The organism is Corynebacterium nasorum (assembly GCF_032821635.1).
GTDB classification, from domain to species: domain Bacteria; phylum Actinomycetota; class Actinomycetes; order Mycobacteriales; family Mycobacteriaceae; genus Corynebacterium; species Corynebacterium kefirresidentii.
Window position 1 is genome coordinate 1 of sequence record NZ_JAVBIE010000001.1, and the last position, 26,349, is coordinate 26,349.

Below are 26,349 nucleotides of genomic sequence, written 5' to 3' on the forward strand. Positions count from 1 at the left end.
TAGTTGGTTCGACTTGTGGATCGACTAAAGCTGCACCAACCAGCTAGAATAGGCGGTTAGTGCAGCTTACAACTGGAGGGAATGACGGGAATCGAACCCGCGTCTTCAGCTTGGAAGGCTGAGGTATTAGCCACTATACGACATTCCCACAACGCGCTATCTCAACGCTGGGCCATACTTTAGCGCAACCGCGGCCAAAAAAGAAAATAGGGAACTAGGCTGGCGCCCGAGCCGTTGTTATAAGAGGAACGGACCTATCTATAGAAAGCGATGATCATAGTGGGAATTTTGCTCGTTGCGCTGGCAATTGGTGGAGGCGCCTGGTTTATTTCCTCCCGTAGCTCTCACAAACGTCGGGAAGAACGTGAGGCACAGCAATTGGCCGATGCGCAGGCTGATGCTCGCCGGTGGATTGAACGGCTAGGTGGCCAAGTAATGCAGATTTCTGGCACAGATTCTGCCTCCCAGCAAGCGATGGCTGATGCTTCTGAGCGATTTACTGCAGCTAACGCGGCGATTTCGCGTGCTACTACCGCCAAGCAGGCGAATTTGGCGCGCGAGTCGGCCCTGGAAGGCATGCATTATGTGAATGCCGCGCGCGAAATTATGGGCATGAACCCAGGCCCAGAGCTCCCGCCGCTGGAGGGGCAGCGTGCGGCTGGCAAGGTGACGGAAGAGCGTACGGTCGAAGCGAATGGCCAGGAGATTACGGCCTCACCATATGCTTCTGCGAATACTCCCAACTACTACCCGGGTGGAATCGTGGCAGGGCGTCCGGTTCCGGCAGGTTGGTACTCCCGTCCATGGTGGGCCGATGCGCTGCAAACTGGCGTGTGGATGGTGGGCTACTCCATGATGTTTAATGCCCTATTCTCTGGCATGTCGGGCATTGGCTACTCTGCGGCTGCTGCAGAAAGCGGCGATTGGGGCGGTCCCGATGGTATGGGTGACGCTGGCGACGTTGGTGGCGGCGATGATGGCGGCGGTTTCTTCGATGGTCTAACTGACGGCGACGGTGACGGCTTCTTTGATGGAATGTTTGATTTCGATTTCTAGCTGAAGCACTGTCAAAATCGGCCGCTGGGCTGCGTTTATACCTTTAAGTGGGGGTCCGTTTAGGAGATTTAAAACGGACACGGTACACTGTCTCAGGTATGCAACGCAGCCAAGGTTACTTGGTGGCCTACATACGGGGCGTGGCGCAGTTTGGTAGCGCACCTGCTTTGGGAGCAGGGGGTCGCAGGTTCAAATCCTGTCGCCCCGACGTATGGGGGTCTGGAAATGCCCTAATAAGGATTTCCGGACCCCCTTTAAGTTTATGTACGTAAAACAATGAAGCCAGGGAGATTCACTCGTGAAGACCACCGTAGACAAGCTGAGCGATACCCGCGTTAAGCTCACCGTCAACGTTCCGTTTGCGGAGCTGGACCAGGAAATCGATCAAGCTTACGCGGCAATCGCGCAGCAGGTTTCTATTCCAGGTTTCCGTAAGGGCAAGGCACCGCGCCAGCTTATTGACGCTCGCTTCGGCCGCGGCCCCATCCTGGAGCAGGTCGTCAATGACATGCTGCCTTCCCGTTACGAGCAGGCAGTCAAGGAAAACGATCTGAAGGTTATCGGCCAGCCGGACGTTGATATTTCCAAGATTGAGGATAAAGACTTCGTGGAGTTCACCGCCGAGGTTGATATCCGCCCTGAGTTCGAGGTCCCAGACTTCTCCAAGATCTCCGTTACCGTCCCGGCCCTGAAGGCTGACGAAGAGGACGTCGACAAGGCTCTGGAGGAGTTGGCAGAGCGCTTCGGTGAGCTCAAGGACACCAAGCGCAAGATGAAGACCGGCGACTACGCAATCATCGACATCACCGCTGAGATTGACGGCGAGAAGATTGAGGACGCTTCCACCGAGGGCCTGTCCTACCGCATCGGTGACGATGACCTCATCAAGGGCTTGGACACCGCCCTGCGTGGTATGAAGACCGGTGAGGATAACGAGTTCACTTCCACCATCCAGTCTGGCGAGCACAAGGACGAAGAGGCCACCATCAAGGTTCACGTCCAGCAGTCCAAGGAGCGCAAGCTGCCGGCTATGGACGATGAGTTCGCTCAGATGGCTTCCGAGTTCGACACCATGGATGAACTGCGCGAATCCACCAAGACCCAGGTGGAGGAGACCAAGAAGGCTGAGCAGGCTGCCCAGATTCGCGATGAGGTCCTGAAGTCCGCGCTCTCCGAGGTCAAATTCGAACTGCCGCAGTCCGTAGTGGACGAGCAGGCTCACTCCCAGCTGCACCAGATTCTGGGCCAGCTGGCTCACGATGAGAAGGCACTGGCTCAGCTGCTTGAGGCCCAGGGCACCTCCCGCGAGGAGTTTGATAAGCAGACTCGCGAGCAGGCAGAAGAGTCCGTGCGCACCCAGCTGTTCCTTGACGCTGTAGCAGAGAAGGAAGAGCCGGAAGTTTCCCAGCAGGAGCTGACCGACCACATCCTGTTCACCGCTCAGTCCTACGGTATGGACCCGAACCAGTTCATCCAGCAGCTGCAGTCCAATGGTCAGATTGCTAACCTCTTCTCGGACGTCCGCCGTGGCAAGGCACTGGCTGCCGCTATCTGCCGCACCACCGTTAAGGACGAAGAGGGCAACGACGTGGATGTTGACCAGTACTTCGGTGAAATTGATGAGGAAGAAAACGACGCTACCGACGCGGAGTAATCCTTCCTGCTAAAGCCCAGCCCGATGGCCACAAAGTGGTCGATGGGCTGGGCTTTTTCCATTCGTGGCTGGGAAGGGAAGGAGTAAGAATGTGGGCCAAACGCTGATAGCGAACAGTGCCCACAAGGGCTGCCATATTAAGTAGTGTGGTGGCATTAGAGATTAACCGTCCTCAAGGAGACTTTTCGAATGTCTAAGAAATCTGACCAGCTTCAGATGAACAACCCCTCGGGTTCCGGCCTGAGCTTGGGAGATAGCGTTTATGAGCGCCTCTTGCATGAGCGCATTATCTTTTTGGGCACCCAGGTAGACGATGAGATTGCTAACAAACTGTGCGCACAGATTCTGCTGCTATCTGCAGAGGATCCCACGCGCGATATCTCGCTCTACATCAACTCCCCGGGTGGCTCTGTCACAGCCGGCATGGCCATCTATGACACTATGAAGTACTCGCCGTGCGATATCGCCACTTACGGTATGGGCTTGGCAGCTTCCATGGGCCAGTTCCTGCTTTCCGGCGGTACCAAGGGTAAGCGCTACGCGCTGCCGCACGCTCGCATCATGATGCACCAGCCTTCCGCTGGTGTCGGTGGTACCGCTGCGGATATCGCGATCCAGGCTGAGCAGTTTGCTCAGACTAAGCGGGAGATGGCCGAGCTCATTGCAGAGCACACCGGCCAGACTTTTGAGCAGATCACCAAAGACTCCGATCGTGACCGTTGGATGACCGCACAGCAGGCTAAGGACTACGGCATTGTTGACCACGTCATTGAGTCCGTCAACGGCCCGCTGAGCAACTAGGGAATAAGGAGAAAATCACTATGAATCAGTCCCAGATGCCAAGTTCCCGCTACGTTCTGCCGTCCTTCATTGAGCAGTCCGCACAGGGCACTAAGGAAACCAACCCATACTCCAAGCTTTTTGAAGAACGCATCATCTTCCTGGGGACCCAGGTGGATGATACTTCCGCCAATGACATCATGGCGCAGTTGCTAGTCCTGGAAAGCCAAGACCCGGACCGTGACATCACCATGTACATCAACTCGCCGGGTGGTTCCTTTACCGCGCTGATGGCTATTTATGACACCATGCGCTACGTGCGTCCTGACGTTCAGACCGTGTGCTTGGGCCAGGCTGCTTCCGCGGCAGCGGTGCTCCTAGCTGCGGGGGCGCCGGGCAAGCGCGCAGCGCTGCCAAACTCCCGCGTGCTTATCCACCAACCGGCGACCCAGGGTACCCAAGGCCAGGTTTCTGACTTGGAGATCCAGGCCGCCGAGATTGAGCGCATGCGTAAGCTGATGGAAACCACCCTGTCTGAACACACTGGTCGTACTGCTGAGCAGATCCGCATTGATACTGACCGCGATAAGATTCTGACCGCTCAGGAGGCCGTTGAATACGGCATCATCGATACGGTCTTTGATTACCGCAAGCTCAATGCATAATTTGGAATAACGCTTTCCACGTGGCCCCTGCCATGAAACCGGTACTCCGGTTGCATGGCAGGGGTTTTCTGCTTTTTAAAGCAGGGAAGGGGGTGTCCTGTTGGCTCGCGCTGCACCCGAATGGGGTATCTCTCTTCATACAATTTCTGCAGGTCGTTAGGTGCATTTCTATCGTGCGACACTAAACCTATAATGGTCGATTTGTGATTTAGACCTCTAAGTGGTCATATATTTTTATGGAGAGACACACATTCGACGCAGCGGCTCAGGCCGCTGCGCCCACGCCGCAGAGCGGCGAACGCACATTCTTTGGGCACCCTTGGGGATTGGCCAACCTCTTCGGCGTGGAAATGTGGGAGCGCTTTAGCTTCTATGGCATGCAAGCCCTTGTCTTGCTGTACATGTATTACGCCACTACCGATGGTGGCCTCGGCCTCGACCGAGCGGACGCGACGTCTATCGTGGGAGCCTACGGCGGCTTGGTCTACATGGCCTGCTTGTTGGCTTCTCTTGTTGCTGACCGTGTCTTAGGCGCAGAACGCACACTGTTTTACTCGGCTAGCATGGTGATGCTTGGCCACATTGCTTTGGCGTTTATTCCCGCAATAACTGGTTTGGCCATTGGCCTCGTTCTTATCGCCATCGGCTCCGGCGGTGTTAAGACCACCGCGCAGGTTGTGCTTGGTGCCATGTACAGTCGCGATGATCCGCGCCGCGATGGTGGCTTCTCCATCTTCTATATGGGCGTTAATATCGGCGCTCTCGTTGGTCCACTGCTCACCACGGCCCTGTGGGGCTGGCAGGGTTTCCACTGGGGCTTTGGTATCGCAGCAATCGGCATGGCGCTCGGCCTGATTCAATATTCGCTCATGCGCAAGACCACTATCAAAGACGCGGGGCATGAGGTTCCAAACCCAGCGAGCTTCAAGCAATTGCTTATGGGTGTGTTGGCAGTAGCGGCCATCATTGTGGTTATGGTTGTGGCACTGGCAACCGGCGCTATTCAGGTTGATTGGCTTTCTAATATTGTTACCGCGGTGGCACTTCTGGCTGCAGTTTATCTGTGGGTTCAGATGTATACCTCGAAGTTGGTAACCCGCGAAGAAAAGAACCGCCTGCTGGGCTTTATCCCGATGTTCATTTCCGGTGTTTTGTTCTTTGGTATCTTCCAGCAGCAGTTCACCGTTATGACGATTTACTCGGATGTGCGCTTGGACCGCCACGTATTTGGTTGGGAAATTCCTCCATCACTCGTCCAGTCCATTAATCCAGTCTTCATTGTTATTTTCTCCGCGGTCTTTGCAACGATGTGGACAAAGCTAGGGGATAGGCAGTGGTCCACCCCAGTAAAGTTTGGCGCTGCCAATATCGTCATCGGCATCTCCTTGTTCTTCTTCCTTCCTTTCTCGGGTGCGGAAGCGAACTCCACCCCGATGTATGTCATCATTTTCATTCTCTTCCTTTTCACCATGGCGGAGCTCCTCCTTTCGCCGGTGGGCAATTCTCTAGCTACCAAGGTGGCGCCAGAGGCATTCCCATCCCGCATGATGGCGGTATGGATGATGGCCGTGGCAATGGGCACGTCCCTGGCTGGCTCTTTGGCTAGCTTCTACAACCCAGATGATGCAGGCGCGGAGAATACCTTCTTTATCTCCCTTGGCGTTGTATCTATCGTGTTGGGCGGCATCTTGCTTGTCCTCAGCCGCTGGGTAGTAAAGAAGTTCTCTAGCTTCCGCTAAGGGAAGTTAAAGCACCCCGAAACGGGAGGTATGTCGATTCAACTGCGACATCCCTCCCTTAGTGGTTTTTATCACTCAAGCTAAGCGGTGGGGGTAAAAGAATGTAAGTGTTCTAAGCTGGGCATTTCTATGCCTGTGTAAACCCCAAAAGGCGCGATTCCATGCCGCGGTAGGTTAACTAAAGGTTAACCAAAGAAAACGTTAAAGAAAAGCAATTGTCTATGGTTCGGGGCTGGAGTATTCTGCATTTCGTCCGCGACGCGTGAAGGCGCCGTAGATACGTACCGTGTTCATCTTTTTCTTTCCAAGGGGCCAACGCTGTGACAGCGACTCTGATCATCCTCGGCATTGTGGTGGTTACCGCCCTTGCCTTTGACTTTACGAACGGATTTCATGACACTGCCAACGCGATGGCTACGTCCATTGCCACCGGTGCTTTGAAGCCATTTACTGCGGTGGCAATCTCCGCAGTCCTTAACCTGGTTGGTGCCTTCCTTTCGGTCAATGTTGCTGCGACCGTAGCGAAAGGCATTGTTAACCTCGATTCATATGATTTGTCCGGCGCCGCAGCAGACACTGACGGCCAGGCGCTGCTGATGGTGGTCTTTACTGGCCTTATCGGCGGCATTATTTGGAACCTTTTTACTTGGTTGCTGGGCATGCCATCGAGTTCTTCCCACGCGCTGTTTGGTGGCCTTATTGGTGCCGCCTTCGCCGCCATGGGTACGTCTGGCGTTGAGTGGTCTTCTATCGCTGGCAAGATCGTTATCCCGGCCGTTGCCTCGCCGATTATTGCGGCCCTAGTTTCCGCGTGTGCCACCTTCCTTATCTACTGGGTTACCAACACTATTCCGAATAAGGCTAAGAACGAGCACTTCCGCCATGGCCAGATTGTCACCGCTTGCTTGGTGTCGCTGGCGCACGGTGCTGGCGATGCGCAGAAGACCATGGGCGTTATCTTCTTAGCGCTGGTTGCCTCCGGGCATGCGGTTGCTGACTCCCGCATCCCCACCTGGGTTATCGTCTGTTGTGCCGCAGCAATCGCAGCCGGCACCATGTCCGGTGGCTGGCGCGTTATCCGCACCCTGGGCAAGGGGCTGGTGGAGATTGAGTCCCCGCAAGGTATGGCCGCTGAAGCTACCTCCGCGGCAATCATTTTGACCTCCGCTACCGGTGGTATGGCGCTATCCACCACTCACGTGGCCACCGGTTCCATCTTGGGCACCGGCCTGGGCCGTCGCGGTGCCGAGGTTCGCTGGGGTGTTGCGATGCGTATGGTTTCCGCATGGCTTATCACCCTGCCCTGCGCTGCGTTTGTTGGCTTTGCTACGTGGTGGTTGGCACACGGTGTCTCCTCCTTTACTAACGTGGCAACTGGCGCCATCGTTGACTTTGTCTTGCTGCTGGCCATGGCCGGACTTATCGTCATCCGCTCCCGCATGAACCCAGTGGATGCCTCCAACGTGAACAACGATTGGGATCCAAACTCCGAGTCCGTGGATTCCTCCATGGGAGCTGAGTCCGACCGTCAGGAGCCGGTTGCTGCCGGCGCCGCCCCAGTTGCTGCAACCCAGGCGGAGGACACCTCCGCGCCGTCTACTGCTCAAGAGGAGCGCTAAACCATGACTGCTGCAGAAATCTTCCAGTCTCTTCTCCATGTTGCCGGCCTGGCATTGGTATTTGGCGCTGGCATTCCGCTCCTTTTCTCCCTGGGTATGCGTTGTATGACCGGTGACCCCATTCGTGATGACAACGGTGTTGTCGTAGGGGATACCCCGGCAAGCACTCAGATGAAGGTGCTTGGTTGGACCGTTTACGCAGTGCTAGCCGTAGTTATCCTCGTCGCCATCATGTGGATTGCTCGCGATACGCTGGACCATTACTTCGGCTTCGCGCCGTTCGGTGACCTCTAAGTTATCTCTCCCTTCCTGAGGGGGAAGTCAACCTTCCAAGTGATGCGTGGCACATTCTCTTAAAGTTAACAAAAGGTTAACTTTAAGCGACCTATGGGTTGCCTAACGGGGCTGTGTCACGTATATTCTTCTGTATCAGACAGAGAGAAAGCCACATGGAGGTGTGAGAAATGAACAAGATGCGTTCTTTGATGGACGGCATTGCTGATGCGTTCAAGGGCTCCACCACTGGTACCGGCCTGGACACCATTTCGGAAGCTCCGGTCCGTGCTTTGGTGGCAGAAACCCTGCTTGACGCTGATAAGACTCCTGCTACGACTAAAGACGTAGCAGAAGCGCTAGAAGCCGTCACCGGTCATGCACCGGATGAAGTTGAGATGCTCGACGCAGAACTCTTCCTGCTCGACTTCGACTGGCTGCAGTAAGCAGCTACTGAATGAAATCCCCACGAGGCCCCTTGCCGCATACTGTGCAGCAAGGGGCCTCGTGCTTTGCCGGACTCGGTGGACTTCGGTAAGCGCGGCTAATCGCGCGGCGGCAAGATGGCCTCCGGGGTTTCGGGCAGGAGTTGGCCGCCATCAATAATGAGGGTCTGGCCGGTAATAAAGCCTGCCTCTTCTGAGGCAAGGAAAGCCGCCGCATTGCCGATATCGCGTGGAGTGCCGAGACGATGCAATGGCACCGATCGCGTCATCTGATCGAGATACTCTTGGCCTTGGGCCTTGAGACCGTCAGTGAGGATATTGCCGGGAAGAACACTGTTGATGGTGATGCCATCGCGAGCGACTTCGAGCGCAGCTGAGCGCATAAATCCTTGTTGGGCGGATTTGGAGGCGCCGTAGTGGGCCCAGCCAGGAAAGCCCGTGTGCGAGTCGGTGATGGACGTGGTAATTACGATGCGTCCATAGCGGCGTTCCTGGAGGTAGGGGAGTGCTTCCTGGACCACCTTAAAGGTGCCGTGGGTATTGATGGCAAACATGGCCTCCCACTGCTCATCGGTCATTTCTGCTAATGGGCAATTGGGAAAGACGCCGGCATTGGAACAGACGATGTCGAACCCGCCATGCGTGGCAACAACATGGCGGTACATTTCCTGTACAGAAGTACGGTCGGTGACATCCACATGAATCGCACTGGCACCTAGCTCTTTTGCGGTAGCGGTGGCGTGCTCTAGATTGACATCAGCAATGATGACAGAGGCGCCGGCCTCGCTAAGTGAAGCGGCAATGCCGCGGCCAATGCCGGAAGCACCGCCGGTGACAACGGCTACGCGGTCTGTGAGATCGAACATAATTCTCCTGTTCCTAACGGGGCGGAATGAAGGTCGTTTCACCTTTTAGCTTAGGTCGCAGGAGCAAGGAAAGTCGGGGAAATTCGCCACGCGGAAGGGAATGAATGAAGGGCCTGTCGGGTTGATTTACTAAGGTAGAAATAGATGAAGATTAAGCCGCTCGGAAGGGTAGAATCATCCTTCCATTTATGGATAGCGGTACGAAAAGCGAGTGTGAAAGAACTTAATGGCACGTATGCAAGAAAGCGCTGACCTGCTCAAGTGCTCCTTTTGTGGCAAGAGTCAGAAACAGGTGAAAAAACTCATCGCCGGCGGCGGTGTCTACATCTGTGACGAGTGCATCGAGCTATGCAATGAAATCATCGAAGAGGAACTGGGCCAAGAACAGGCGCAGGAATCCTCCGACGCGGAGGTGCGCCTGCCTCGGCCCTCGCAGATTTCTGCCTTCCTGGATAAATACGTCATTGGCCAAGACAAAGCCAAGCGCGTGCTATCTGTGGCGGTCTACAACCACTACAAGCGCATCAAGGCGGAAGAGTCTGCCGCGTTGGAAGCACGGCGCAAAAAGGCCGAGGGCGATGAGGTGGAGATCTCTAAGTCCAATATCTTGATGTTGGGACCTACTGGTTCCGGAAAGACCTACTTGGCACAGACCTTGGCCCGGCTTCTCGACGTCCCCTTTGCCATCGCCGATGCCACTAGCCTCACCGAGGCCGGCTACGTGGGTGAAGACGTGGAAAATATCCTGTTAAAGCTGCTGCAAGCCGCAGACTTTGATGTGGAGCGTGCCCAGCGCGGCATCATTTACGTCGACGAAGTGGACAAGATTTCCCGCAAGTCCGAGAATCCGTCCATCACCCGCGATGTCTCCGGTGAGGGTGTTCAGCAGGCCTTGCTGAAGATCCTGGAAGGTACCGTGGCGGCCATTCCACCGCAGGGTGGGCGCAAGCACCCGAATCAGGAGTTCATCCAGCTAGACACCTCGAATATCTTGTTCATCGTTGCCGGCGCATTCGCTGGGCTCGACCAGGTTATTGCGGATCGAGTGGGCAAAAAGGGCGTGGGCTTTGGCGCCAACTTGGATACCAAGGATGAGCGCGAAAAGGTCGACCTCTTTTCCCAGGTACGCCCTGAGGACCTTGTGAAGTTTGGCCTGATTCCAGAATTCATCGGGCGCCTGCCCGTCGTGGCCACGGTGGATAACTTGGACCGTGAATCCTTGGTCAAAGTGCTTACCGAGCCAAAGAACTCCTTGGTCAAGCAGTACAGTCGCCTATTTGAGATGGATGACTGCGAATTGGAATTCGAGCCGGCGGCGTTGGATGCCATCGCAGAGCTTGCCTTGGAGCGTAAGACAGGTGCACGTGGCCTGCGCGCCATCATGGAAGAGCTGCTGGTGCCAGTTATGTATGATCTGCCGGACCGCGAGGATATCGCCGCGGTACATATCACCCCAGAGTGCGTGACAGAGGGCGCGGAGCCGCAGTTTAGCTATAAGGACGAGGCGAAGGAATCTGCCTAAGCGCCTGCCGGCGCGACTACTCCTCGCTGTAAATATCCTGTGGTGAGGCCTCGTCTCCCTCTTTCGTATCGAACGAGGAGGAGGTGAGGTAGGATTCGTGGCCCGAGTCTGGAATATTGGCGGTCAAAAACGCCAGCACAGCATCGACGGTAAGCCTATGCATACCGTCGATATTTTCTTGGGTATTGAAGTTCACGCCCAGCATGTTTTCCACCATCACCTGGTTGGTTACGCGGTAGACGGTCAACGAGGAAATCAGGGTGAAAATGTCATTGGCGGAGATCCCCGGGCGGAAAGCGCCGGCGTCTTGGCCTAGGAGGAGTAGGCGGTCGAGGTGGAGGGCGACCCCGGCGACGTCGGCAATAGCTTGCTGAGCTGGGTCCACAATCTGCTGATTGCTCTCCCATACCAGCATGCGAATAGCATCCGGGTTGGCCACGCGTTCGCGGAAGAGCCAATCCACCAACTTGCGCACGCCCTCGACCGGAACCGCGGTATCGATTTCCAGAGCGTCCTGCGGCGGGTTAAGGCGCTGCGCGGCCGTGCTGAGTGCACGTAGGTACAAGCCCTTTTTATCGCCAAAGTGGTAGTGGATCATGCGCTTGGACATGCCCGATTCTTGGGCGATGGTCTCCAGCTTGGTTTCTGCGAAACCACTGCGGGAAAAGTGCTTGATCGCTACGTCCACCACGGAGTCAATGCTGACGGATTCCGCGTGGGCAGCGTGAGGAGAATCCGCCTGGCCTGCAGCCTGCAGTGCATCAGTATTCTCAGTGCTCATGGCGTAAGTCCTTAATCCTTGCGGCGCAGCGGTGGCGCGGTCAACTGATATCTAATAGTGCGGGAGTAGATAGGCCCCATGCAATCTGTGTGCGTGGCGTGGGGGAGAGCCCCGCTTTTCCTTTTCCCATCATGCCCGATTAGACACCCGTTGCGGGAGCTTCTTACCCATTGGGGGCGTTAATTTGGAGGTAAATGGGGGTAATTTAGCGCAACCTCAGCGAATATCCCCTCCAAAAGAGGGGGCCAGATTCACAGCGCGAGAGGCGGCGGTGGGGCTAAGCTCGGGGATGGGTACATTCCGTGGCGGTGCGAGCAGCTTGGCTCGCGTGTGCCGCCCTTGACGCAGCCATTGAGGAGGCTTTTAACCATGACTCAGCCCGTCAAAATCACTGTCACCGGTGCCGCCGGCAATATTGCTTATTCGCTGCTGTGGCGCATCGCTGCCGGCGATGTTTATGGCAAGGACACCCCGGTAGATCTAGCGCTGCTGGAAATCCCCGCTGCGGTGGGCAAGGCCCAGGGCGTGGCCATGGAGCTCAATGACTCCGCCCTGCCGTTGGTCAACTCGATTACGGTAACTGATGACCTAAAGGAGGCCTTTGAAAACACCTCTGCTGCCTTCCTCGTAGGCGCGCGCCCGCGCAGCAAGGGTATGGAGCGTGCGGATCTGCTGGAAGCCAATGGTGCCATCTTCACCAAGCAAGGCAAGGCCATCAATGACTATGCCGCGCGCGATGTCCGCGTGCTTGTGGTGGGCAACCCAGCAAATACCAATGCTCTCATCGCTGCGAAAAATGCCCCGGATGTGGACGATTCTCAGTTCAATGCTCTTATGCGCTTGGACCACAACCGCACCTTGAGCCAGCTAGCGCTGAAAAGCGGCAAGTCCACCACAGATTTCACCAAGGTGGCAGTCTGGGGCAATCACTCCGCAAGCCAGTTCCCAGACATCACCTTTTCCAATGCCGAGGTGGACCAGGATTGGTACCGCGAAGAGATGATCCCCAAGGTAGCGAATCGCGGTGCCGAGATTATTGAGGTGCGTGGCAGCTCCTCGGCCGCATCGGCGGCGTCGGCAGCTGTGGACCACATGCATGACTGGATTCATGGCACTGAGGATTGGCGCACCGCGGCGGTGCCCTCGGACGGTTCCTACGGCGTCGACAAGGGCCTTATCTGTGGATTCCCCACCATCTGCCGTGATGGAAAATGGGAGATCGTGCAGGGGCTGGAGCTTAGCGAGTTCCAAAAAGAGCGCATTGCAGCGTCTGTGGCCGAGCTGCGTGAGGAGCGCGAAGCCGTAGCAGACCTGCTCTAAAACCCACTAGGTGCGCACCACATACTCGGTGTGCACCCTGCCTAGATGAGCCGGTTGACGTGCAAGGTAGAATCGGCCAGGTGACTGAGCAAAATAATGAGCAATTAGTTGGTACCAACCGCGCTGATGCGCTGCCTAAGTCTTGGGAGCCGCAGGCCGTAGAAAAGGACCTCTATGAGGGCTGGGTAGAAAAGGGCTACTTCACCCCGGATGCCCATTCGGAGGCCGAGCCTTATTCCATCGTGCTGCCGCCGCCGAATGTGACCGGTCAGCTGCATATGGGCCACGCTTTGGACCACACGCTGATTGATTCCATTATCCGCCGCAAGCGTATGCAAGGCTACGCCACGCTGTGGTTGCCAGGAGCCGACCACGCTGGCATTGCTACCCAGACCAAGGTCGAAGCCAAACTCAAGGAAACCGAGGGCAAAAAGCGCTGGGACTACGAGCGCGAAGAGTTCATTGACAAGGTCTGGGAGTGGAAAGAACAGTACGGTGGCACCATCCAGAACCAGATGCGTGCCATTGGTGACTCCGTAGATTGGTCTCGCGAGCGTTTCACCTTGGACGATGGCCTCTCGCGCGCCGTGCAGACCATTTTTAAGAACCTTTATGATGAGGGCATGATTTACCAGGCTAACCGTCTGGTCAACTGGTCGCCGGTGCTGGAGACCGCCGTCTCTGATATCGAGGTTGTCTACAAGGACGTCGAGGGCGAGCTGGTTTCCATTCGCTATGGCTCGCTTAATGATGATGAACCGCACCTCATCGTGGCCACCACCCGTGTAGAGACCATGCTGGGTGACGTTGCCATTGCCGTTCACCCAGACGATGAGCGCTATGCCGATCTTGTGGGCAAGGAGCTGCCGCACCCATTCCGCGATGACCTCAAGCTCAAGATCATCGCTGACGATTACGTCGATATGGAGTTTGGTACCGGCGCGGTGAAAATCACCCCGGCACACGATCCGAATGACTACGCGATGGGCACCCGCCACAACTTGGACATGCCTACCGTCATGGATACCACTGGCCACATTGCCAATACTGGCACCCGCTTCGACGGCCTGACCCGCGAAGAAGCCCGTGTGGAAATCCGCGAGGCGCTGCGTGAGCAGGGCCGTATTGTCAAGGAAATCCGTCCTTATGTTCACTCCGTGGGACACTCCGAGCGCTCTGGGGAACCCATCGAGCCGCGCCTGTCCCTGCAGTGGTTCGTAGACGTATCAAAGATGGCCAAGGACTCTGGTGCTGCTGTGCGGGAGGGAGATACCACCTTACATCCGCAGTCGCTGGAGCCGCGCTACTTTGAGTGGGTCGATAATATGCACGATTGGTGTATCTCTCGGCAGCTGTGGTGGGGTCACCGCATCCCTATTTGGTACGGGCCGGAAGGCGAAGATGGCCAGCGAGACATCGTCTGCGTCGGCCCCGATGAAGAGCCCCCAGCAGGCTACGAGCAGGATCCTGATGTGCTGGATACGTGGTTCTCCTCCGCGCTGTGGCCATTTTCCACCCTCGGCTGGCCGGACAAGACCCCGGATCTGGAGAAGTTCTATCCTACCAACGTGCTGGTCACCGCCTATGACATTTTGTTCTTCTGGGTAGCCCGCATGATGATGTTCGGTACTTTCGCTGGCGCTCATACCCCAGAGCTTTTGGGGGAGGGCACCGATGGTCGACCGCAGGTTCCATTTAAGGATCTTTACCTGCACGGCTTGGTTCGCGATGAGCAGGGCCGCAAGATGTCTAAGTCTTTGGGCAACGGCATTGACCCGATGGATTGGGTGCGTGACTACGGCGCAGACGCCCTGCGCTTTACCCTTGCTCGCGGTGCCAACCCGGGTGTGGACCTGCCTTTGGGCTCTGATGCTGCAGCGGCCGCCCGTAACTTCGCCACCAAGCTTTTCAACGCCACCAAGTTTGCCCTCATGAATGGCGCCGGCGTAGCAACGTTGCCCAACCGCGACGAGCTTAGCGACGCCGACCGGTGGATCCTCGACCGCGCCGAAGAGGTCCGCGCCAAGGTGGATGCATACCTGGATGATTACCAGTTCGCTAAAGCAAACGAGCTGCTCTACCACTTCACTTGGGACGAGCTGTGTGACTGGTACCTGGAGATTGCAAAGACCCAGATCCCGCGGGATGGTGTCAGTGAACAGGGCCGCAATACCCAGATTGTCCTGGGACGCGTCCTAGACGTTGTCCTGCGCCTGCTGCACCCAACCATGCCTTTCGTGACCGAGGTGCTTTGGAAGGCTTTGACCGGCGGCGAGTCTATCGTCGTGGCACCGTGGCCCACCGTTGCCGATACCAATGGTGGCGCTACCAAGGATGAGGTGGCCGCCCGTCGCATTGCAGACGCGGATAAGCTCATTACCGAGCTGCGCCGCTTCCGCTCTGACCAGGGGGTCAAGCCTTCTCAGAAGGTCCCGGGCCGCCTCGACTTTGCCGCTGCTGACTTGTCGAACCAGGAAGAGCTGGTGCGCAACCTGGCTAATACCACCGCTCCGGCCGAAGACTTCGATCCTTCCGCCTCCATTGAGGTACGCCTTTCCCAGGCCACCGTGGAGGTCACCCTAGATACCCACGGCGCTGTAGACGTGGAGGCTGAGCGCAAGCGCCTAGAGAAGGACTTGGCCAAAGCCAATAAGGAATTGGAGCAAACCGGCAAGAAGCTTGGCAATGAGAACTTCCTGTCCAAGGCGCCGGAAGTAGTGGTTAATAAAATTAAGCAGCGCCAGCAGATCGCTCGCGAAGAGGTTGAACGCATTACCAGCCGTTTGGAAGGCCTGAAGTAGTGGCGGAAAAGGACAAGGGCACAGAGGATTTTGAGATCGTCGATGCCCTCAAAGAAGGAACCGACGGCGGTCCGGTGGAAATCACCGAGTCCGGCCTGACGCTCAATCTGGGCATGGGCGGCGAGGATGAGTACAACGAGGCCGCCCCACAGGAGGTTTCCGCCGCGGAGCTACGCGCCCTCGCGGAGGTTGAAGAAGAACTCAATGAGCGGTGGCCCGAAACCAAGATTGAGCCTTCCCTCAATCGCATCGAGCTGCTTATGGATCTGCTCGGTCACCCGGAGCGTTCTTTCGATGTCATCCACATCGCTGGCACCAATGGTAAGTCCTCTACCGCACGCATGGTTGATTCGCTCCTGCGTGCCTTCCACCGCCGAGTGGGCTTGGTAACTAGCCCACACCTGCAGCGCGTTACTGAGCGCATCGGCATCGATGGCCAGCCCATTCACCCGCGCGATTATGTGCGTATTTGGCACGAGATCAAGCCGTTTGTGGAAATGGTCGATGCCCAATCGGACGTGCCTATGTCTAAGTTCGAGGTCCTTGTCGGCCTGTCCTATGCTGCGTTTGCCGACGCCCCCGTAGATGTCGCTGTCGTCGAAGTCGGACTCGGCGGACGTTGGGACGCCACCAATGTGGTCACTGCAGACGTCTCCGTCATCACCCCAGTGGGCATGGACCATACGGATTATTTGGGCGATACGATCACCGAAATCGCAGGTGAAAAAGCTGGCATTATTAAGCCGCGCGAGGATGCCGATGATCCGTTGACCCCGAATGAAAATATTGTGGTTATCGCGGAGCAGGACCCAGAAGCCATGCGCGTCATCTTGCAGCAGGCCGTCGATGTCGAGGCGGGCGTGGCCCGCTCCGGTTCCGAATTTGCGGCCCTCGAATCCCGCATTGCCGTTGGCGGCCAGCAGGTGAATATCCAAGGCCTCGGCGGCCTGTATGAGGACATTTTCCTTCCCCTCCATGGCGAGCACCAAGCCAAGAATGCTGCCGTGGCCCTTGCAGCGGTGGAGGCCTTCTTTGGGGCTTCGGCCGGCCACCCATTGGACGTTGCTACCGTGCGCAATGGCTTCGCCCAGACGATTTCGCCCGGCCGCCTCGAGCGCGTACGTACCTCGCCCACGACGTTTATTGATGCCGCGCATAACCCGCATGGGGCCAAGGCTTTAGGCGCAGCGTTGGACCGCGATTTCGACTTCGCCCGCCTCATCGGTGTGTTGTCCATCTTTGCGGATAAGGACGCAACTGGCATTCTCACCGCGTTGGAGCCGTATCTGACCGAGGTAGTCATTACCCAAAACTCCTCGCCGCGGGCTCTCGACGCTTATGAATTGGCCGAGACTGCTCGCGATATTTACGGCGAGGAACGCGTCCACGTTGCCGAGGATCTTCCCGGCGCTTATGCCCAAGCCGTTGAACTTGCTGAAGACGCGGAGGTGCAATCCGGCTCCGGCATTATCATCACCGGCTCGGTCGTCACTGCCGGTGACGCCCGCGCGATGTTTGGAAAGGAACCTGCATGAGCCGCGACAATCACCACCCAGGCGGAGAGCGCCAACCCCGCCCGCCCCGCAGCAGCCGTGCCCGCGGCCGCGAGGAACATATCCCTGAAAGCGAGATCGGACCCCTAGGCATGGGCCAAGCCCCAGTCAAGGACCCACTTAAAAGCTTCAACGGGATGGTCATTGCCAGCTCCCTGACCATGGAGGCGCTCGCCCTATCCTTCGCACTGCCGATGCTGTACAAGCTGTATGACGGCACCCTGTGGACGCCTTTTAACTATTGCTTTGTCCTTGCCGCCATTGTCTTTCACCTAGTGATGATCGCGTTCATGAATAAGAAGTGGGCGCTAACCGTCATCGTGTGGGTGCAGCTGCTGTGCGTCATCTTGGGCTTTATGGTCCACTGGGCCGTAGCCGCCATCTTCATCATCTTCGGCTTGGAGTGGCTCCTGGCCGTTTACCTGCGCAGTAACCTCATCGCCCGCATGAAGCGTGGCTACCTCACCACGCAGCACCTCAACGAGAAATAGCACGGTAGCCTTGACGGCCTTCGGCGAGTGGCCAAGACGCGATAGACTGGCGGCCATGCGCACTCTCTATCTCGTCCTTGCCGCACTCGCTTGTGTTGCCGCGGTGGTAGCCCGTGCCGCTACGGGAACGCCGTGGCTACCGCTAGTCGCCCTCATTATTGGCGGCGTTTTTCTGGTTTTGGCCCTGCGGAGCAACTTCGAACCGGCCAAAGAAGCCACCTTCGAGGATTTGGATAAGGAACAGCGAGCGGAGCTGCAACGCCTGTTGGCTAATGGACAGTTTGGCGCCGCAGTAGGCCAGGTACGCCTGTGGTTCAGGGGGACTTCGCAGGGGCGCGCCGAAGAGATAGTTAAACAACTCGCATAGCCCTGGACCCCACACTTTTACCCCAAAGGAATACCCCAGCGCGCGACGCAGTCGGGTGGTTTCGGTACAGTGTGGGGCATGACTGAACGTACACTGATTCTCATCAAGCCGGACGGCGTAAAGAACGGCCACGTAGGCGAAATCATCTCCCGAATCGAGCGCAAGGGCCTGAAGCTGGCCGAACTCGATCTGCGCGTTGCTGACCGCGAGACCGCGGAGAAGCACTACGAGGAGCACAAGGATAAGCCATTCTTCGGTGACCTCGTCGAGTTCATCACCTCCGCACCGCTTATCGCTGGTGTTGTCGAGGGCGAGCGTGCCATCGAGGCATGGCGTCAGCTGGCCGGTGGCACCGACCCAGTTTCCAAGGCCACCCCGGGCACCATCCGCGGCGACTTCGCTCTGACCGTTGGCGAGAACATCGTGCACGGCTCTGACTCCCCAGAGTCCGCAGAGCGCGAAATCGCTATCTGGTTCCCGAACCTTTAAAGCCTTTATAGCGTTTCGTACGCACTTAAGCCCGAGCCACCGGCTCGGGCTTTATTCATAGCGTCACCTGGTCCCTCGTTATATGGGCAGCGAGCAGGAGCACAACACGCCTACACTGGTGCGGCTAAGAACTATTTTCAACAAGACGTAGGGAGGCGCATATGCGCGGCTACGCGGTCGTAGACATTGAGACCACCGGATTTTCCTATAAGCACGGGCACCGCATCGTTGAAATTGGCGTCGTGGAGCTATCGCCGGAAGGAGCAGTGCAGGATTCCTGGGAAACGCTCATTAACCCGCAACGCCATATCGCGGCCACGGAAATTCATGGCATTTCCGCCTCTGATGTTCTAGGCGCGCCCACCTTTGCGCAAGTAGCGGACAAGCTGGCTAATTCTCTCGAAGACCGCATATTCGTTGCTCACAATGCGGGATTCGATCGGACCTTTATTCAGTCCGAGCTGCTGGCTTGTCGCGCCTGTTCTGAAGAGGCGTTGCCGGCGATCGATACGGCCGTATTGGCACGCAGGTATCTTGGTCTTCCCAAGGTGAAGCTGGGGGATTGCTGCGCCCATCTGGGAATTCATAATGAGTTGGCACACTCCGCATTGGCGGATGCGATGGCCACGGCGCAACTATTCCAGCATTTCCTGGCCAATACCCCGGCAGCCCAAGAGAACTATATGAGTGAGCGCTTGGCTGAGCAACAGCTGTATCGCAGCCTGGCACCCCACCCGGGTTGGGTGGAGCCGGCACTTCTCAGCCGCGCAGCTGCGGAATCCGCCAAGCAAGCGGCACAGTACGGCGGCTGGTTCGCCGGGCTCGTCGCACAACGTGAGACGCCATCGAATACGGCTGCGGAAGACTATTTCAAGCTTCTCGATGCCGCCTTGCTCGACCGCCGCCTCTCCGCCACCGAGCAAACCCAATTGCTGGCCTTTGCTCAAGCACATGGGCTCGATGAACATGGTCTGCGCGAGCTGCATGAAGCCTATATCACGCTGCTGATTGAAGAAGCCTGGGCTGATGGTGTTGTCACGGCTGAGGAACGCGACATCCTGGCTTCTGTCGGCCGCGCCTTGGGGATCCCGGCTTCTGATATCGAGGCTGCCGTAGACCCCGACACCGCTCCACAGGCAGAAGGTCGGCATGGTGCCCCTAGTGAAGAGGCGCCGCAAGGTTCTGAAAAGGCCGGCAGTATTGGCGGACTCGCCAGCATGGGCGGCATTGTGGTGAGCGCTGGCGAGCGAGTAACCATTACCGGAGCTAAGGCCTACTCGACTGCGGAATGGGAAGAGTATTTTGCCGCGCACGGCGTGGAGATTGGCGGCCTAGCCAAAAAGACCAAGGTGCTCATCGCCGGTGACCCGGACTCGCAATCGGGCAAAGCCAAGAAAGCGAAGCAGTATGGCATTCCCATCGTTGCGGAAGACGTCGCCCGTGAGGTCATTCACTTCGCAGACTAGGACTGGAGCTCTCCTAATCGAAGGAGAGTAATTGGCGCAGCGTGCTGAAGGCTTCCCTTTGTACTCGATGGGTAACGGTCCGGCCCGATTGCTGCTTGATTAAAAGGCCGGATTCCCTCAACTTGCCGAGGTGATGGGATACCGTCGGCTGGCTAAGGCCGGAAAGCGCGGTCAACTCCGTCACACTCATCGGGCCGCAGCCCTCATCGCACAAAATGGATAATAGGCGCAGGCGGGCTGGGTCAGCAAGGACTTTAAATTGCTGGGAAAAGTACAAAGAATCGCTCTGGCTGAGCGGGCCACTGCTCAGTGAGCAGCACTGCCCGTCGGGGGTGTTATCAGCATTGCTAGGGGAGGAGTCCATGCACACAGTATAAGGAGGCTGCTTCATAAGGAGGCTGCTTCCTACTCCGTTATATTGACGAGTATCAATATGGGTGATTAAAGTACTGCCTTGAAATGTGAATTCCTCGTCGCACAAGGAGAGCTATGGCCATTCCGCAAAGCCCAAAATTGTCATTTCTCGATAGATTCCTGCCCGTCTGGATCATCATGGCCATGGCTGTGGGGCTATTGATCGGCCACTTCCTGCCAGGTATTGGAGAAGCACTATCTGCCCTAGAGGTAGGCGGTATTTCTCTTCCGATTGCACTGGGTCTGCTAGTCATGATGTATCCGCCCCTGGCTAAGGTCCGCTACGAAAAGACCCGAGACATTGCTGCCGACGGCCGATTGATGGTGGTATCGATTGTGTTGAACTGGCTGGTGGGGCCTGCATTGATGTTCACCCTGGCGTGGATATTTCTTGCCGACCAGCCCGAGCTGCGAACCGGCCTGATTATTGTTGGGTTAGCCCGCTGTATCGCAATGGTCCTGGTGTGGTCCGATCTCTCCTGCGCCGACCGCGAGGCCACCGCTGTTCTCGTGGCTATTAATTCCGTTTTCCAAGTAGCTATGTTTGGCGTTATGGGCTGGTTTTACCTGCAGGTTCTTCCTGGTTGGCTAGGCCTGGATACCACCTCTGCTGATTTTTCTTTCTGGTCCATCGTCACGGCGGTTCTCGTATTTTTGGGAGTGCCACTGCTGCTTGGTGTCCTCTCACGGGTCTGGGGGGAGAAAGCCAAAGGCCGCGAATGGTTTGAAAACCGCTTCCTTCCGGCAGTATCTCCCTTGGCGATGATCGGCTTGCTATATACCATTGTGTTGCTATTCTCCCTCCAGGGAGAACAGTTGGTAGCGCAGCCCACGGCGGTGATCAAGGTTGCGATTCCGTTGGTCATTTACTTCGTTGGAATGTTTTTCCTAGCTTTGGGTGTGGCAAAGGTCGTGGGAATGAACTACGCGCAATCCGCTTCCGTTGCGTTTACCGCAGCTGGTAATAATTTCGAACTAGCCATCGCGGTTTCCATTGGCACTTTTGGAGCGGCGTCTGCACAGGCGCTCGCCGGCACCATCGGACCTCTCATTGAGATTCCCGTGCTCGTGGGACTCGTGTACGTCATGCTCTGGATAGGGCCGAAGCTATTTCCAGGAGACGAAAGCTTGCCGCGTTAACGCTTGCCCAATTGGTAGAGGCAACGAACCCCGGTCGGTGTGACGGTGTTTTTCCAGTCCTTGGGCGCAGAGCGCAGGGCGATGCGGTCAAGTTTCACTAGGCCCGCCTGTGCCAATTCATCAAGATGCTCACATACTAGGTCTAGATCGACCTGCATGAATCTGGACAGGGCCCTTGCGGAGACCGTATTTCCTTGCACCGCGCCGGCGGCTATGAGGGCGGTGAGGGTGTCCACGTGGGCGTCGGCAAGCTCTAGGCGATCCTCGGTTACTCCTTCAAGCGGATCCTTTTCCAGGATCTTGTTAATGCGCCGCCGGCCAATCCGAAAGGATTGAGAAAACATTGCCCACAGCCCCAAAGGCAAGCCGCACGCCCACCACGCCCCTGACAGGACACCGGCAATGGGCGGGGCAAGTTCTACCTCCGGCACCAGCCCGGCTGCACTTAGTGGGGCCATGGCCAGCGGCGCGGCGATGGGGATAAGCGGGGCGATATAGGCAATGGTGGGATAGTCGCCCTCGCGATACTCCTCCCGCGCGGCGTTGATGCCGCGTGGGTAGTTGCGGATGAGGTGCACTAACCCCAGCACCGCACAGATGGCAAAAATACCGGCTCCTACCAGCATATAATCCACGCCGGTGTTGGCGAATCCAATGGCAAAGCCGGCCGGTACGCCGAAGTAAAGCGCCGAGCGTGCGGGAATTTCATTGCGCTGCCGATACTGCGCCAGCTCGCGGGCGGGGATTCGTGCTAGTTCTGCCACCCTGTCAACATAACACCGCCTGCCAGCCTGGCTGCGTTTCTGTGACACAATGGTAATTAGCGCGTACGAGACGCGTAATAACTTAATACCCACAAACTTTTATAGCGCGCTAAATGCCTCGCGCGGCGGCGGTACAGTCCATGGCTGTGCCTGCGCCCGAGGTAGCGCCTGAAACAGACGATGTACAGGAGTAAGCCCGAACATGGTGGCACAGAACTCTCAAGAAACAACTGAAAACCTTAAGGCGGCGGCGTCTTTGGCCCAGAACTTGGATCGTGGCCAGCTCAAAGACAAGGTCCGCGTTTATGCCCTTGCCAAGCAGCTGGGGCTTGCCTCGCGCGATCTGGTGGCGCAGCTGAAAGAGATGGGGCTAAAAAAGAGCGCGCAAAGCTCCCTTACCCGTGAGGAAGCAGGCCAGGTGCTCGATGCTGTGGCTAAAGCCGCGGCGCTTGGCGATGCCTCCTCTGGCGATACCAGCGAAGCCTCCACCGCCGCACCGGACACGGAGTCCGCAGACAATGCTGCTGTACCGCAGGAAGATAATTCAGGCAAGCAACCTGAGAAGAAGCCGGCGAAGAAGCGCGCCAAGCGCGCACGCAAGGCCACTCGCAAATCCGCAGCCCCAGTGTCCGAAGAGTCGGCCGAGACCGACGCAGCGGGGGAGCAGCCCACAGAAGACGAAGAACGCCTACGCCACCGCGTGCGCAAGAACGTGGATAATGAGATCTCCCAAATCGAAGACAAGGTAGAAGCGTCACTCGCCAAGGCCGCAGCCGATACCGGCTCAGCTGCCGAAGACGCCGCAGCGGCGGAATCCGCGGATGAGGTGGAAGAAGCGCCGGCGAGTGCACTCGATACCGGCACAGTTGATGCGGCGAAGCTGCACGAAGCGCTTGCGGAGGCCGGCGAGGATTTCGAGGATGACTACTACGCCCCGCACATTGTCCCGCGCGCTGAATCTGAGGAAGAATCCGGGCACTATGACTTTGCGCCGATCTTCATGGCCCCACAGCAAGATGATGCAGCGGCCTTCGCACTAGTTGCAGACGCTGCGGAGGAAGATTTCTCCGGCGATGACTCCGAAAGCGACGATGCTGCCGAGGAAGTGAGTGAGCAGCCGGACTCCGGCCGTGGTTCTGGTAAATCCGAGGCTCGTCGTCGAGGTCGCCGCGGCGCCTCCCGCGGACGCGGCGCTAGCTCGAACCGTGAGGATCAGGCTACCGAGCCCGAATACATTGACGAACCGAAGGCCATCCGTGGCTCCACGCGCATCGAGGCCCAAAAGCGCCGCCGCGCGGAACTGCGCGCAAAGGGCCGCACCCGCCAGCACATTGTTTCCCAGGCAGAGTTTCTTGCCCGCCGCGAAGCCGTGGAGCGCACCATGGTGGTGCGCGATAAGGAGCGCGAGGATGGTGCCGGAATCATCACGCAGGTGGGCGTGCTAGAAGATGACCTGCTGGTCGAGCACTTCGTTACCACCGAGTCCCAGGCTTCGCTGATTGGCAATATTTACCTTGGACGCGTCCAAAACGTCCTGCCGTCGATGGAGGCGGCCTTCGTAGATATCGGACAGGGCCGAAATGGCGTGCTCTACGCCGGTGAAATCGATTGGCGCAAGACCAAGCTGCATGGGCGCGCCCGCAAGGTAGAAAATGCTCTGAAGTCCGGCGATCAGGTATTGGTTCAGGTGGCCAAGGACCCAATTGGTCACAAGGGCGCGCGCCTGACCACCCAGATTTCCCTTGCCGGCCGCTACCTGGTCTATGTGCCAGGCGGCCGCAGCGCGGGCATTTCCCGCAAGTTGCCCGCCCCAGAGCGCAAGCGCTTGAAGGATATCCTGGGCCGCGTGGTGCCGGGCGATGGGGGAGCGATTATCCGCACCGCTGCCGAAAATGTCTCGGAAGAGGCGATCGCTACCGACGTCAACCGCCTGCACAGCCGGTGGGAGGACATCATCGCCCACGCCAAGAAAGAAAAGTCCTCCAAGGGCGCCAAGCCGGTGACCATGTACGAAGAGCCAAATATGCTCATCAAGGTGGTCCGCGATCTCTTCAACGAAGACTTCACCGAGCTCATCGTTGATGGCAAGCGTTCGTTCAATACCGTCCGCGCCTACGTCGATTCCATGGCGCCGGACCTTGCGGATCGCGTGGTGCGCTTTCGCGCCAAGGACCACGGCGGGCAGGATGCCTTCGAGGTCCACCGCATTGACGAGCAGCTGCATAAGGCCCTCTCGCGCAAGGTATGGCTGCCATCCGGCGGCACGCTGGTCATTGACCGCACCGAAGCCATGACCGTCATCGACGTCAATACCGGCAAGTTCACCGGTTCTGGTGGCAACCTAGAGGAAACGGTAACCCGCAATAACCTCGAGGCAGCCGAAGAAATCGTGCGCCAGATGCGCCTGCGCGATTTGGGCGGCATGATTGTGGTGGACTTTATCGATATGGTCCTGCCAGAAAACCAGGACTTGGTCCTGCGCCGCTTGAAGGAGGCCTTGGGCCGTGACCGCACCCGCCACCAGGTTTCTGAGGTTACCTCTCTGGGCTTGGTGCAGATGACCCGTAAGCGCCTGGGCACCGGGCTGGTGGAGACCTTCTCTACCGAGTGCGAGTGCTGCCATGGCCGCGGGATCATTATTCACCAGTACCCGGTGGACGAGGCTGAGGACGATTCGCGCGCGAAGCACTCTGGGCGCAAGTCCAAGTCGCACAAAAAGCAGACTCATGATCCGCAGCAGCACCCGGCTGCGGTGGCGATGCATAAGCACGAGCTTGATGACGCCCCTGAAAGCGATTCCAAGCCCAAACGCTTTAAGAAGACCCAGGCGCCGGTCTACGGCATCGAGAGCGAAGACGCCGCACGGGAATCCGCAAAGACGTCGCTGGAGGATCTCGTAGCTAACGTCGTTGTGGATGAGCGCGGTGCGGACGAGCCGCACGCTGATCAGAACACGCACAGCGGAGACCGAGACAGCGCTAAGGAGCGCGGACGCGGCCGTGGCCGCCGTCGGGCTCGCAAGCACACCCAGACTGAAGTATCCGATATCGAGGCCATCGCATACGCTGCGGCGGATAATGCTGCGGAAAGCGACGAGGTACAGGAATTTAATTCCTACGTCCCCGATGCGGATACGGACGCGGACTCGGGTGCCATCGCTAAGGCCCACCCAGATGCTGGGGCGGGCCCCAAACGTGGCAAGAAGCCGCGCCGGGCGACGCGCCGCGCTAAGGCCACACGCGCTGGCGCAGGCAGCGGGCAGAAAGCCCCGGAGTCTGCAGCAGGCAAGACCTATGAGGAAGCCGTAGCTGAGTTTGAAGTTTCCCCGCGCCGCAAGCGCCGCACACGCGGCAATTCGCGTTCTGATAGGCGTCCACAGCCGCAGGAATTCGCAGTTGCCGGTGAACAGGAGTCTGCCGTACCCAAGGCCGATCACGCGGTACCCGCATCCGATGGCGGTAACGCAAGCGAGGCCGCAGCACAACAGGGGCAGAAGGACTCGCGCGGGGAGCGAAAGGGCCGCCGGCGTGGTCGCCGTCGCACGGTGCGCACTCAACAAGCCCAAAGCCGTGTTTCCTCGCGCCTGCCACACGAGGTAAAGGAGAAGACGCAGGAGCACGAGCAGGCGGGCGGCCCGGCCGAGCAGCGTCATGAAAAGGCCGTTGGCACCACACGTGCGGGGCGCACCGGTGGCAAGGGCCGCGGGCGTCGCCGTGCCGTGCGTCAGGCTTCCCCTAAGAAAGCCGTAGCAGAGAACCCGAAGGCAACGAAGGCCGAGTCGGGCCGTTCTACGCGACAGGAAGGCTCGCCGGAGCGCACCGGTTCTGGGAACCGGGCGGGCTCGAGCGATTCCAAGGTCTTGCGCCGTGGCAAGAAGAGGGCGGTGCGCAAGAAGAGGACGTCGGCAAGAGCGAGGGCCCCAAAAGCACAGGATAACGACGAGCAGAAGCAGCCTGCGGCGAGCGGAGTCCACCCAGAAAAAGCCTCAGCTAAATCTGGGCGCGGGCGGCGCCGCGTAGCACGGCGAAGCAAGTCTTAGGGCTACGCCACGCGGGCACGAAAAGCGTGGTTTGTATTTTGTGCCCGCTACGGGGTAGTCTTTGACAGTCGCTGTTTAGTACTCACAGCGCTGGATCAGTCCGA

General features: G+C 57.9%; 22 protein-coding genes and 2 tRNA genes. 19 read left to right on the top strand and 5 right to left on the bottom strand.

All coding sequences use genetic code 11. From position 1 onward, the window contains the following. Window positions 1-73: 73 nt before the first annotated feature. A tRNA-Gly gene (locus RAE07_RS00005) sits at window positions 74-148 on the bottom strand. 122 nt (window positions 149-270) lie between these two features. Here RAE07_RS00005 and RAE07_RS00010 point away from each other — a divergent pair. From RAE07_RS00010 to RAE07_RS00050, 9 genes are all read left to right on the top strand, one after another. Next, the gene (locus tag RAE07_RS00010; RefSeq protein WP_317001044.1) at window positions 271-1,056 is read left to right on the top strand and encodes a DUF1542 domain-containing protein; all 786 of its coding nucleotides are present in this window, start codon (window positions 271-273) and stop codon (window positions 1,054-1,056) included. Between the two features lie 134 nt (window positions 1,057-1,190). Further along, a tRNA-Pro gene (locus RAE07_RS00015) sits at window positions 1,191-1,264 on the top strand. A 90-nt stretch (window positions 1,265-1,354) separates the two neighbouring features. Further along, a complete protein-coding gene (gene tig, locus RAE07_RS00020; protein ID WP_317001045.1) occupies window positions 1,355-2,710 on the top strand; it encodes a trigger factor in 1,356 nt (451 codons plus the stop codon). Between the two features lie 189 nt (window positions 2,711-2,899). Next, window positions 2,900-3,511, top strand: a complete 612-nt coding sequence (locus RAE07_RS00025; protein ID WP_301714237.1) for an ATP-dependent Clp protease proteolytic subunit — start codon at window positions 2,900-2,902, stop codon at window positions 3,509-3,511. A 20-nt stretch (window positions 3,512-3,531) separates the two neighbouring features. After that, a complete protein-coding gene (locus RAE07_RS00030) occupies window positions 3,532-4,155 on the top strand; it encodes an ATP-dependent Clp protease proteolytic subunit (RefSeq protein ID WP_005324052.1) in 624 nt (207 codons plus the stop codon). A gap of 236 nt (window positions 4,156-4,391) precedes the next feature. Further along, on the top strand, window positions 4,392-5,894 hold the full coding sequence (locus tag RAE07_RS00035) for a peptide MFS transporter (protein ID WP_316360673.1): 1,503 nt from the start codon (window positions 4,392-4,394) through the stop codon (window positions 5,892-5,894). 320 nt (window positions 5,895-6,214) lie between these two features. After that, window positions 6,215-7,513, top strand: coding sequence for an inorganic phosphate transporter (locus RAE07_RS00040; RefSeq protein WP_317001046.1), 1,299 nt, complete (start codon window positions 6,215-6,217; stop codon window positions 7,511-7,513). 3 nt (window positions 7,514-7,516) lie between these two features. After that, window positions 7,517-7,807 carry a hypothetical protein gene (locus tag RAE07_RS00045; RefSeq protein ID WP_023020922.1) on the top strand — a complete coding sequence of 97 codons (291 nt, stop codon included), beginning with the start codon at window positions 7,517-7,519 and terminating at the stop codon, window positions 7,805-7,807. Between the two features lie 170 nt (window positions 7,808-7,977). Beyond that, window positions 7,978-8,232, top strand: coding sequence for a hypothetical protein (locus tag RAE07_RS00050; RefSeq protein ID WP_023020923.1), 255 nt, complete (start codon window positions 7,978-7,980; stop codon window positions 8,230-8,232). Window positions 8,233-8,330: 98 nt separating this feature from the next. Here RAE07_RS00050 and fabG read toward each other — a convergent pair whose 3' ends face one another. Further along, window positions 8,331-9,098, bottom strand: coding sequence for a 3-oxoacyl-ACP reductase FabG (gene fabG, locus RAE07_RS00055; RefSeq protein ID WP_317001047.1), 768 nt, complete (start codon window positions 9,096-9,098; stop codon window positions 8,331-8,333). A gap of 226 nt (window positions 9,099-9,324) precedes the next feature. Between fabG and clpX the strand changes: the two genes are divergently transcribed. After that, window positions 9,325-10,620, top strand: coding sequence for an ATP-dependent Clp protease ATP-binding subunit ClpX (gene clpX, locus RAE07_RS00060; protein WP_023020925.1), 1,296 nt, complete (start codon window positions 9,325-9,327; stop codon window positions 10,618-10,620). Between the two features lie 16 nt (window positions 10,621-10,636). Here the strand turns inward: clpX and RAE07_RS00065 are convergent, their stop codons facing one another. Continuing rightward, complete coding sequence (locus RAE07_RS00065; RefSeq protein WP_023020926.1) at window positions 10,637-11,401, bottom strand: TetR/AcrR family transcriptional regulator; 765 nt, start codon at window positions 11,399-11,401, stop codon at window positions 10,637-10,639. 369 nt (window positions 11,402-11,770) lie between these two features. Between RAE07_RS00065 and RAE07_RS00070 the strand changes: the two genes are divergently transcribed. The 7 genes from RAE07_RS00070 to RAE07_RS00100 all read left to right on the top strand — a co-directional run bounded on the left by RAE07_RS00070 (window position 11,771) and on the right by RAE07_RS00100 (window position 19,888). Beyond that, entirely contained in the window at window positions 11,771-12,721 is a 951-nt protein-coding gene (locus tag RAE07_RS00070) for a malate dehydrogenase (protein WP_317001048.1), read from the top strand. An 80-nt stretch (window positions 12,722-12,801) separates the two neighbouring features. Then, window positions 12,802-15,522, top strand: a complete 2,721-nt coding sequence (locus RAE07_RS00075; protein ID WP_317001050.1) for a valine--tRNA ligase — start codon at window positions 12,802-12,804, stop codon at window positions 15,520-15,522. After that, window positions 15,522-17,057 carry a bifunctional tetrahydrofolate synthase/dihydrofolate synthase gene (gene folC, locus RAE07_RS00080; protein ID WP_317001052.1) on the top strand — a complete coding sequence of 512 codons (1,536 nt, stop codon included), beginning with the start codon at window positions 15,522-15,524 and terminating at the stop codon, window positions 17,055-17,057. The genes RAE07_RS00075 and folC overlap by 1 nt, the downstream gene beginning before the upstream one ends. Next, complete coding sequence (locus RAE07_RS00085) at window positions 17,054-17,566, top strand: DUF4233 domain-containing protein (RefSeq protein WP_023020930.1); 513 nt, start codon at window positions 17,054-17,056, stop codon at window positions 17,564-17,566. The genes folC and RAE07_RS00085 overlap by 4 nt, the downstream gene beginning before the upstream one ends. A gap of 55 nt (window positions 17,567-17,621) precedes the next feature. Further along, window positions 17,622-17,933, top strand: coding sequence for a hypothetical protein (locus RAE07_RS00090; protein WP_023020931.1), 312 nt, complete (start codon window positions 17,622-17,624; stop codon window positions 17,931-17,933). 78 nt (window positions 17,934-18,011) lie between these two features. Then, window positions 18,012-18,422, top strand: coding sequence for a nucleoside-diphosphate kinase (gene ndk, locus RAE07_RS00095; RefSeq protein WP_005324068.1), 411 nt, complete (start codon window positions 18,012-18,014; stop codon window positions 18,420-18,422). 161 nt (window positions 18,423-18,583) lie between these two features. Beyond that, a complete protein-coding gene (locus tag RAE07_RS00100; protein WP_239205003.1) occupies window positions 18,584-19,888 on the top strand; it encodes an exonuclease domain-containing protein in 1,305 nt (434 codons plus the stop codon). Window positions 19,889-19,901: 13 nt separating this feature from the next. On the opposite strand, the gene RAE07_RS00105 is transcribed toward RAE07_RS00100, so the two are convergent. Beyond that, complete coding sequence (locus RAE07_RS00105) at window positions 19,902-20,252, bottom strand: ArsR/SmtB family transcription factor (protein ID WP_301715987.1); 351 nt, start codon at window positions 20,250-20,252, stop codon at window positions 19,902-19,904. Window positions 20,253-20,377: 125 nt separating this feature from the next. Between RAE07_RS00105 and arsB the strand changes: the two genes are divergently transcribed. After that, window positions 20,378-21,442 carry an ACR3 family arsenite efflux transporter gene (gene arsB, locus RAE07_RS00110; RefSeq protein ID WP_239207916.1) on the top strand — a complete coding sequence of 355 codons (1,065 nt, stop codon included), beginning with the start codon at window positions 20,378-20,380 and terminating at the stop codon, window positions 21,440-21,442. On the opposite strand, the gene RAE07_RS00115 is transcribed toward arsB, so the two are convergent. Next, window positions 21,439-22,206 carry a hypothetical protein gene (locus RAE07_RS00115; RefSeq protein ID WP_284798727.1) on the bottom strand — a complete coding sequence of 256 codons (768 nt, stop codon included), beginning with the start codon at window positions 22,204-22,206 and terminating at the stop codon, window positions 21,439-21,441. The two genes, arsB and RAE07_RS00115, sit on opposite strands and share 4 nt — an antisense overlap. A 202-nt stretch (window positions 22,207-22,408) precedes the next feature. On the opposite strand from RAE07_RS00115, the gene RAE07_RS00120 reads away from it, so the two are divergent. Then, window positions 22,409-26,245, top strand: coding sequence for a translation initiation factor IF-2 N-terminal domain-containing protein (locus RAE07_RS00120; protein WP_317001053.1), 3,837 nt, complete (start codon window positions 22,409-22,411; stop codon window positions 26,243-26,245). The last annotated feature ends 104 nt before the right edge of the window (window positions 26,246-26,349 follow it).

Coding starts and splice junctions, on each gene's coding strand:
- RAE07_RS00010 (WP_317001044.1), top strand. CDS start 271: ATGATCATAGTGGGAATTTTGCTCGTTGCGCTGGCAATTGGTGGAGGC.
- RAE07_RS00025 (WP_301714237.1), top strand. CDS start 2,900: ATGTCTAAGAAATCTGACCAGCTTCAGATGAACAACCCCTCGGGTTCC.
- RAE07_RS00030 (WP_005324052.1), top strand. CDS start 3,532: ATGAATCAGTCCCAGATGCCAAGTTCCCGCTACGTTCTGCCGTCCTTC.
- RAE07_RS00035 (WP_316360673.1), top strand. CDS start 4,392: ATGGAGAGACACACATTCGACGCAGCGGCTCAGGCCGCTGCGCCCACG.
- RAE07_RS00045 (WP_023020922.1), top strand. CDS start 7,517: ATGACTGCTGCAGAAATCTTCCAGTCTCTTCTCCATGTTGCCGGCCTG.
- RAE07_RS00050 (WP_023020923.1), top strand. CDS start 7,978: ATGAACAAGATGCGTTCTTTGATGGACGGCATTGCTGATGCGTTCAAG.
- fabG (WP_317001047.1), bottom strand. CDS start 9,098: ATGTTCGATCTCACAGACCGCGTAGCCGTTGTCACCGGCGGTGCTTCC.
- clpX (WP_023020925.1), top strand. CDS start 9,325: ATGGCACGTATGCAAGAAAGCGCTGACCTGCTCAAGTGCTCCTTTTGT.
- RAE07_RS00065 (WP_023020926.1), bottom strand. CDS start 11,401: ATGAGCACTGAGAATACTGATGCACTGCAGGCTGCAGGCCAGGCGGAT.
- RAE07_RS00070 (WP_317001048.1), top strand. CDS start 11,771: ATGACTCAGCCCGTCAAAATCACTGTCACCGGTGCCGCCGGCAATATT.
- RAE07_RS00085 (WP_023020930.1), top strand. CDS start 17,054: ATGAGCCGCGACAATCACCACCCAGGCGGAGAGCGCCAACCCCGCCCG.
- RAE07_RS00090 (WP_023020931.1), top strand. CDS start 17,622: ATGCGCACTCTCTATCTCGTCCTTGCCGCACTCGCTTGTGTTGCCGCG.
- ndk (WP_005324068.1), top strand. CDS start 18,012: ATGACTGAACGTACACTGATTCTCATCAAGCCGGACGGCGTAAAGAAC.
- RAE07_RS00100 (WP_239205003.1), top strand. CDS start 18,584: ATGCGCGGCTACGCGGTCGTAGACATTGAGACCACCGGATTTTCCTAT.
- RAE07_RS00105 (WP_301715987.1), bottom strand. CDS start 20,252: ATGGACTCCTCCCCTAGCAATGCTGATAACACCCCCGACGGGCAGTGC.
- arsB (WP_239207916.1), top strand. CDS start 20,378: ATGGCCATTCCGCAAAGCCCAAAATTGTCATTTCTCGATAGATTCCTG.
- RAE07_RS00120 (WP_317001053.1), top strand. CDS start 22,409: ATGGTGGCACAGAACTCTCAAGAAACAACTGAAAACCTTAAGGCGGCG.